General features: G+C 40.0%; 7 protein-coding genes and 1 pseudogene. 2 read left to right on the top strand and 6 right to left on the bottom strand.

Annotation, left to right across the window (positions count from 1 at the left end; all coding sequences use genetic code 11):
- The first annotated feature begins 318 nt into the window (after positions 1-318).
- Both JCM15074_RS03155 and JCM15074_RS03150 read left to right on the top strand, forming a co-directional pair.
- Entirely contained in the window at positions 319-1,011 is a 693-nt protein-coding gene (locus JCM15074_RS03155) for a GntR family transcriptional regulator (protein WP_025819861.1), read from the top strand.
- Positions 1,012-1,056: 45 nt separating this feature from the next.
- Positions 1,057-2,130: a ketoacyl-ACP synthase III gene (locus JCM15074_RS03150; protein ID WP_025819860.1), complete on the top strand. Its 1,074-nt coding sequence runs from the start codon at positions 1,057-1,059 to the stop codon at positions 2,128-2,130.
- 43 nt (positions 2,131-2,173) lie between these two features.
- Here the strand turns inward: JCM15074_RS03150 and JCM15074_RS03145 are convergent, their stop codons facing one another.
- From JCM15074_RS03145 to JCM15074_RS03125, 6 genes and pseudogenes are all read right to left on the bottom strand, one after another.
- Positions 2,174-2,452: a hypothetical protein gene (locus tag JCM15074_RS03145; protein WP_025819859.1), complete on the bottom strand. Its 279-nt coding sequence runs from the start codon at positions 2,450-2,452 to the stop codon at positions 2,174-2,176.
- Positions 2,436-3,017, bottom strand: coding sequence for a hypothetical protein (locus JCM15074_RS03140; protein WP_025819858.1), 582 nt, complete (start codon positions 3,015-3,017; stop codon positions 2,436-2,438). The genes JCM15074_RS03145 and JCM15074_RS03140 overlap by 17 nt, the downstream gene beginning before the upstream one ends.
- A 98-nt stretch (positions 3,018-3,115) precedes the next feature.
- Positions 3,116-3,778 (bottom strand): exonuclease domain-containing protein, encoded by a 663-nt coding sequence (locus JCM15074_RS03135; protein ID WP_025819857.1) that lies wholly within the window; start codon positions 3,776-3,778, stop codon positions 3,116-3,118.
- Positions 3,778-4,718 (bottom strand): annotated as a pseudogene (locus JCM15074_RS25570) (DUF294 nucleotidyltransferase-like domain-containing protein). The gene JCM15074_RS03135 and the pseudogene JCM15074_RS25570 overlap by 1 nt, the downstream one beginning before the upstream one ends.
- A 68-nt stretch (positions 4,719-4,786) precedes the next feature.
- The gene (locus tag JCM15074_RS25565) at positions 4,787-5,623 is read right to left on the bottom strand and encodes a CBS domain-containing protein (protein ID WP_373278865.1); all 837 of its coding nucleotides are present in this window, start codon (positions 5,621-5,623) and stop codon (positions 4,787-4,789) included.
- Between the two features lie 84 nt (positions 5,624-5,707).
- Complete coding sequence (locus tag JCM15074_RS03125; protein ID WP_025819856.1) at positions 5,708-7,426, bottom strand: sodium:solute symporter family protein; 1,719 nt, start codon at positions 7,424-7,426, stop codon at positions 5,708-5,710.
- Positions 7,427-7,431: the final 5 nt, after the last annotated feature.

Genomic DNA, 7,431 nt, shown 5'->3' with positions numbered 1-7,431 from the left:
TATTTATTTAATACGCTCATTTTGACTCACATTAGACATAATGTTACATCCATAAAAAAATAATACTCACTTTAAAGTAATTACAGTTTTTATCACGGAATAATTAAAACAACAATCTAACTAATTTTATCTTATTTACTTACTAATTATTGATATAAAATGTAAGTTTGATGTTTCATCGAATAAGATATTTATCATTAAATCATACAGATAGGAATTATCATGCGTGAGAGGTTCCCCCTTTTGACTATCTTTCTCGATAGCTAAGTTGTATTCTTACTAGCAATAAAAATTTGTACCGATATCAAATGGATTAAGATGAATCGAATTACACCGATAATCCACAAAACACGCACACAAGTTGTGGTGGAAGTTTTAAGGGAAAAAATTCTTTCCGGTGACATAGCCGCAGGCGAACCATTAAGACAAACAGCATTAGCAGAAGAGCTTAATGTTAGCCGGATACCCATTAGAGAAGCATTGCTCCAGCTCGAAGCCGAAGGTCTGGTCAAGTTTGAAGCTCATAAAGGCGCAACGGCCACCGAATTATCAGTAAATCATGTTAATGAATTATTTAATCTACGAGCCTTAATAGAAACCGATTTACTTGCTAAATCAATCCCTAATATGACAGAGTTTGATTTACACAATGCAGAATCATTGTTATTGCAATTAGAAGATGCATTTAAAAGAAGAGAGTCGATTGCCAGCTGGAGTGAACTCAACATGGCTTTCCACTTATGCTTATATAGACCAGCACAATGTCCGCACACATTGGATATTGTGCAAAACCTTAATAATAATTGTGATCGATATATCCGTTTACAGTTAGTATTAGAAGGTAGTATTCCACAAGCAGCTAAAGAACACCGCTTACTGCTCGAGTATTGTAAGCAACGTGACGTAACTGAAGCAACGCAACTGCTTAAATCGCATATTATTGATGCAGCACAAGCGATTGGAAACCTAGTAAAAACAAAAAACAATAATAGTGTATTGAACAAATTATAAAAATTTATTTTCGGTGAAGAGTCACCATTAACAAGAGAAATTGCTATGCCGTATGCCACGATTACAGGTTGGGGTAAATGTTTACCTCCCGCAACCTTAACTAATGAAGATCTAGCAACATTTATTGAAACTTCTGACGAATGGATCAAATCTCGCACAGGTATTAGCCAACGCCATATCAGCCATGTTGATACTTCGGCTTTAGCCTCAATAGCCGCTAAGCGCGCACTTGCTGCAGCAGGCTTAGAAGGTAGCGATCTAGATATGATTATTCTAGCGACTGCCAGTCCAGATACTTTAATTCCTAATATTGCCTCAACAGTACAAGCTGAAGTCGGCGCAAAATGTGCAGCTTTTGATATAAATGCCGCTTGTAGTGGTTTCTTATACGGAGTAGGACTAGCAACTGCACAAATTAAAAGTGGACAAAGTCAGCGAATTCTTGTCATTGGCGCAGAACGTCTAACCTTCTATCTTGATTGGTCACGTCGTGACACTGCAGTATTATTTGGTGATGGTGCAGGTGCTGTTATCATTGAAGCCACAGATAAAGAAGAAGGTATTTTAAGTTATGAACTTAATAATGATCCTTCTGCTCGTGATATTTTAAAAGCGGGCTTCGGCACGGCAATGGATCGCTTCGATTCAGCTTCTTTAGACTTCTATCTACAATTTGATGGTCAAGAGATCTTTAAACGAGCCATTACTGGGATGGGGCGTTTAAGTGCTAAGGTATTAGATAACTGTGGTTTAACCAAAGAAGATGTTGATCTAGTCATCCCTCACCAAGCTAACGAACGTATTATTGATACGTTAGTTAGCCGCATGAAGATCGATAAACAAAAAGCATTTGTTAATATTGCTAACTATGGCAATACTTCTGCGGCAACCATTCCAATTGCTATTTGTGATGCACTAGAGCAAGGCCGTATTCAGCCGGGTCAAAAAATCTTATCTTGTGCTTTTGGTGCGGGTTTAACCTCAGCAGCATTATTAATACAATGGGGTGAGCGTATTACTCCGATTGCAGTTTCTGATGCACAATTACCAGAGTGCAAAGAAACAGGCTTAGAACTGGTAAAACGCGCAGCAGATTACTTCAACGCTAAAGCACAATAATCTAAATAGATCCTCGCTAAAACGCCACAATCATTGTGGCGTTTTATTTTTTAGTTCTATTTTTAATAGCCTGTGACAATTCATCAGTTTCAGCTTGCCTCTCAGCTAAGCATTTCTGTTTATCTTGTTCTGCACCATTCTTACAAGCATCGCTCGCCATAATTGCCCGAGGGACATTAATTACAGCATTTATAACATTATCACTACTTGTTTTATTTTTATTACCTAGCTGAATTGAACTCGTATTACTACATCCGGCGGATAAGACCAATAAAGTACTCATAGCAAACATGCCGTAATTTAAATTAATTTTTCGACTCATTCTCATCTCCATTTAACAATCCATCCCAACACACGACTTGTTTTAATTGTTGTTGCAGTAATAGATTAAATTCAGTAAACGTATCGATCATCCGCTCCTGCCCTGTTAAACAATACCAAGTAAAACGATGGCAATTATTATTGAATAAATGATAATCGCGATACTGATAAATGGCTTCAACACTTCTTTGATAGGCTGCTTCATTAGCAAAGGCTTCAGCCTGAGTGGAACTGGCAATAAAAATGTGGCTGCCAGAGCGGTCGTGTAAAAACCGCTGTATTGAAACGGGTCTAACTAAGCCACTGCCATGTAATTCAACAATGCTATTATCACCTATCCAAATCCCTGTATGTTCAACCACACCATAAACATAACAACACACAATACTGCCAAGTTTAGGCGCAACATTAACTTGCGGTTTAAAAATAGCACTTGGCTCAATCCCTGAATCAAGTGAAATGCCATAGCGCCTTAAGCGCTGTTGCTTATCACGCTCTGATTTTGCATCGGCTAAAGCTAAGCCCCCTAATGCAACACCCGCTAAATAAATCAAAGGTAATGCCATAACTTAGCTTCCTTAATTCATCTCTTTAAATTTCATCACTTCAAAGTATGAGTAATTAATCACTAATATACGAGTAGCAAGTTGTAAGCTTAGGTAAATTACAACCAATGATATAATGCATTTGCCGATGTAGTTTGGCTCTGTGCCAACAGTAATTCAGCACAGGCAAGCGCATCAGTTAATGCGTGATGCTCACTATAAATGGGTAAATTATAACGTTGTCTACAGGCAGCGAGCCGATAATCCAATGGGTTAAACTGGCCTTGTTGTTGCCGATGTAACCGTCTTTCTACTGCCATAGTATCAATCGCAGGCAACCGACAGCTACGACCATATTGTTGTTGTAATAACTGTTTTAAAAATCCCATATCTAGCGGCGCACAATGCGCAACGATTACTTGCCCATGAATACGGCTAAATAACCAAGTTAATAACTCTTGATGGTTAATACCATCGCACAATTGCTGATCAACAATGCCATGAATGATCGCACTCTCGCCGACAGTTCTACCAATATTACATTGTTGGTAATCTGCGTAACTAAGCTTAATTGATGCTAATGTAAATGGCTGTATACCTACAGAAACAATTTCGTCGGTTTTACAGTCCAAGCCCGTCATTTCCATATCAATAGCCACTAATGGCACTGATGCCAACGGCACCGTTAAATAACCTTGAATACTGTCAAGATAATCTGCAATGACCGCTGTAGTTATCCTGCTATATTTTAATGACCACGCTAATTGCGCCAATAAACTCATTACATACTCCGTAAGAAACGGACCTTGAGCATAGCTTGCATATCATGGATAACTGCAAATGCGTCCTTTAAATGATGTCGCACTAATGGCGATAAATCGGTGGGTAATAAATAATTATCTAATAATTGACGCTGCTGATACTGCGACCTTGACTACTCAGACGCAAATAACACAACAATTCTAATGCGTCAGCCAAATTTAAAGCATCTGCACGAGTGATCATATTAAGTTCCATTAACGCTTTAATCCGTTTGGGCGTATTAACCTCTCTCACCCCCGCCGCCAATGCATAGATGCGCACAATATCATTAATTAAACGGATCCCTTTACGCTTTAAATCAATCCCTTTTACTTCACGACCATCACGCTCTAATACCCAACGTCTAAAAAAACCAAGTGGTGTCGTGTTTTGTAATGCATTGCGACTCATCGCCGCTAAAAATAGATCACTTTTTTGTGCCTGCTTTACCACAGTTTGCTGAAGTTGATGGTATAAAGGCAATTCACCATAAACAGCACGCATATCAAAATAAATACTGACATTTAATAACGCTTGCGGTTCAGGAGTTCGCACCCAACGCGCAAACTGCGCCAACCAATCAGCCAAGCTCAACGCTAAATCTGGATTAGTCGCCATCACATTACCGCTGCATAATGGATAACCACAACGCGCCAGCCCTTGGCAAACTTGATCCGCTAATTGAGCAAAATACTGGACTTCATCATTAGACGCAGTACGTGCTAATAATAAGCCATTGTCTTGATCTGAACAGCCACTTTGATCTTGCCGAGCTTGAGAACCAAAGGCGAGCCAACAAAAAGCCATTGGCGCGGTACCTAATTGATCTATTGCAAGCTCAATTAAACGTCGAGTTAATGTATCGGTAATCGAAGTTAATACGCGTCCGATTTCTTCGGCGCGACTATCTGCGCTAATCATGGCTTGCAATAAAATAGGAACTTGACGACTGACTTCAACTAGGCCATCAATATCTAACTGACGATTAATTAAATGCACCAATAATAATGGCTGACAGCTTGATTACGTAATAGGTCTGTACTCGTCAGCACTCCAACAACTTTATCATTGTCCATCACGGGTAAATGATTAACTTGATAACGGCTCATCAACATCATACCGTCAAAGATCAATTCATTTTGATCAACAGTCAATGGCTGCTCAGTCATCACTTCAGCAATTGAAATATCAGCAGATAAATTATGAGCGAGTACCCGGCTACGGAGATCCCGGTCAGTGATAATACCAATCAATACCTCATTTTTGACCACCAGTAATGAGGATATTCGCGCTTCACACATTAGCTGCGCAGCAACCATAACAGACTTGTCTGGCGAGATAGTTTGCACTGGTTGGCTCATAATACTAGCCACTTTAGCCGTTGAAAATTGATGCTTTGCTTGATAACGGCTACGGGGACGAAAACGCTTTGAATACGCCGCCTTAAAAAACTGCTCGAATGGTTTATGCTGCTGACAAATATCAAAGAATATCTTGCTCGGTAACTTATATACTAAACAATCTTCAAGCAACAATGCTTGATGCAACTTAGCGTCAGCAAGCATTAAGCCTGAAAGGCCAAAGTAATCACCTTCCGCTAATCTATCAATTAATTCTTCGCGTTGGTCGACAATTTCTAAAGCGCCATGACGAACAATATAAAGCTGACTTTCATCGGCAGACATCTCAATTCGGCGTTGACTCAGCCCAAAATAACTAATTTCAATATGCGTCGCACAATATTCAATCTGATCCGCGGACAATTGGTTGAACGGCGTAATATTCGCCAAAAACTGTACGACCGGTGCAATAGTGATCTTATCCATAAGTTTTACAAAATCCCCCTTGACCTCAGCATAGTATATAAACGGAGAAAGGCGCCAATAGCGCCTTTATCTGCTTAATAAGCATTAATGATCTTGAGCGTCGCCGGCACCTTTAGGAAAGCGAATAGCTTCCACCATTAACACCACATCATTAGGTATTTTTGTGGTCACTTTACAGACCAGTATCGCAACACCAAAGTTAACTAACATTCCAATAATACCAATACCCTCAGGTGAAATACCAAATAGCCAATGATCCGCATTATTCATCTCAGGATTGATAAATTTAAAGTAGGCGATATAAGCAACAGTAAAGGTTAATCCAGATACCATGCCAGCAATAGCGCCTTCTTTATTCATTGTTTTTGAAAATATTCCCATAATAATCGCTGGAAACAGAGAGCATGCTGCTAAACCAAAAGCTAAGGCGACAACCGCAGCAACAAATCCCGGAGGATTAATACCAAACCACCCAGCGATAATAATACCTATGGCCGCGGCAAGTCTGGCAAACATTAACTCTTTCTTGTCCGAGATATTAGGCATTAAATTTTTCTTGAGCAAATCATGTGATACAGATGTCGAAATCACCAATAATAAGCCTGCCGAGGTTGATAAGGCCGCTGCCATACCACCAGCGGCAACTAGCGCAATCACCCATGCAGGTAAATCGGCAATTTCAGGGGTGGCAAGTACCATAATGTCGCGGTCAATTTTCATCTCATTACGAGCATCATTAGCATAAAACATTTTGCCGTCATCATTTTTATCATCCCAAGTGATTAAGCCTGTTTTTTGCCAATTTTTAATCCATTCTGGCGCAGTATCATATGCCACACCCGTTTGTTCGGGGCCATTAATGGTCTCAATCATATTAACCCGAGAAAAGGCTGCTAATGCCGGAATAGTGGTATACATAATCGCAATAAAGACTAATGCCCAACCAGCACTACTTCGAGCATCTTTCACCTTAGGCACAGTAAAGAAACGTACAATCACATGGGGCAGACCTGCGGTACCCACCATTAATGCAGCCGTAATCGCAAATACATCAATGGTACTTTTAACCCCGCTGGTATATTGATTAAAACCAAGCTCGGTGGATAACCCGTCTAATTTATCCAATAAATAAACGCCACTACTATTACCAGCCGCATCAATCAACTGCGAACCAAAGCCTAATTGCGGGAAAATATGACCCGTCATCATGATTGAAATAAAGACTGCAGGAACCATAAAAGCGAAAATCATCACGCAATACTGAGCAACCTGAGTATAAGTAATGCCTTTCATACCACCGAGTACAGCATAAAAGAACACCACAAACATACCGATGAATACCCCGGTTTCGACATCAACTTCTAAGAACCGAGAGAATACAACACCAACGCCGCGCATTTGTCCTGCAATATAGGTAAAACAGATAAAGATGGCACACACCACTGCAACAGTACGTGCCGCTTGTGAATAGTAACGATCACCAATAAAATCAGGCACGGTAAACTTACCAAATTTACGTAAATATGGCGCCATACAAAGCGCTAATAATACATAACCACCTGTCCATCCCATTAAATAAACGCTGCCGTCATATCCTACAAACGATACAATACCTGCTAATGAAATAAATGATGCAGCGGACATCCAATCTGCCGCAGTTGCCATGCCATTGACGACCGGATGAACGCCACCACCTGCCACATAAAATTCTTTAGTTGAGCCCGCTTTTGACCAAATAGCTATACCAATATAAAGCACAAAGGTTAGGCCAACGATAATATAAGTTAAGGTTTGTAAATCCATAATAT

Source organism: Shewanella marina JCM 15074 (genome assembly GCF_000614975.1).
Taxonomy (GTDB): domain Bacteria; phylum Pseudomonadota; class Gammaproteobacteria; order Enterobacterales; family Shewanellaceae; genus Shewanella; species Shewanella marina.
The sequence above is the reverse complement of the archived record's forward strand: the minus strand, read 5'-3'. Positions and strand labels throughout refer to the sequence as shown.

Bases quoted from the DNA above. Each gene is read 5' to 3' on its own strand.
- JCM15074_RS03155 (WP_025819861.1), top strand. From the start codon at position 319: ATGAATCGAATTACACCGATAATCCACAAAACACGCACACAAGTTGTG.
- JCM15074_RS03150 (WP_025819860.1), top strand. From the start codon at position 1,057: ATGCCGTATGCCACGATTACAGGTTGGGGTAAATGTTTACCTCCCGCA.
- JCM15074_RS03145 (WP_025819859.1), bottom strand. From the start codon at position 2,452: ATGAGTCGAAAAATTAATTTAAATTACGGCATGTTTGCTATGAGTACT.
- JCM15074_RS03140 (WP_025819858.1), bottom strand. From the start codon at position 3,017: ATGGCATTACCTTTGATTTATTTAGCGGGTGTTGCATTAGGGGGCTTA.
- JCM15074_RS03135 (WP_025819857.1), bottom strand. From the start codon at position 3,778: ATGAGTTTATTGGCGCAATTAGCGTGGTCATTAAAATATAGCAGGATA.
- JCM15074_RS25565 (WP_373278865.1), bottom strand. From the start codon at position 5,623: ATGGATAAGATCACTATTGCACCGGTCGTACAGTTTTTGGCGAATATT.
- JCM15074_RS03125 (WP_025819856.1), bottom strand. From the start codon at position 7,426: ATGGATTTACAAACCTTAACTTATATTATCGTTGGCCTAACCTTTGTG.